Annotated in this window: 1 pseudogene; it reads right to left on the bottom strand. The window is 54.5% G+C overall.

Features of this window, described 5'->3' with window-relative positions:
- Positions 1-571 (bottom strand): annotated as a pseudogene (locus NW852_RS11295) (hypothetical protein); the annotation flags it as partial.

Genomic DNA, 571 nt, shown 5'->3' with positions numbered 1-571 from the left:
CATCTTGACCAACGCCATTGGTGAAGATTCCGGCACTGGTGATGGTTGCTTGGCCGCCGCTGTCGTTGTAAAGGCCGCCCCCATTTTGACCGGCGCCGTTGTCCGATATCCCCGTGCTGCTAATAGTGAGGGTGCCTTTGTTGTAAAGACCACCCCCATCTTGGCTGACGCCATTGCTAGAGATCCCCGCGCTGGTGATGGTTGCTTGGCCACCGCTGTCATTGTAAAGGCCGCCTCCCTTTTGGCTGGCGCCATTGTTAGAGATCGTTATACTGCTGAGGGTAAGGACACCCAAGCTGTAAACGCCACCCCCATCTTGGCCAACATTATTTCTGGAGATTACGCTGTTGGTAATATTTGCTTGGCCGCCGCTATCGTTGTAAAGGCCGCCCCCATTTTTGCCCGCGCCATTTTTGGAGATCCCCGCGTTGCTAATGGTGAGGGTGCCTTTGTTGTAAATACCAGCACCATCTTGGCTGACGCCATTCTCTGAGATCCCCCCACTGGGAATATTTACTTGGCCGCCGCTATCGTTGTAAAGGCCGCCCCCATTTTTGCCCGCGCCATTTTT

The sequence above is a fragment of the Synechococcus sp. H60.1 genome, from assembly GCF_047462335.1.
Classification (GTDB): Bacteria; Cyanobacteriota; Cyanobacteriia; order Thermostichales; family Thermostichaceae; genus Thermostichus.
Note: the sequence above shows the minus strand (reverse complement) of the source record. Positions and strands in the feature narration are given on the sequence as shown.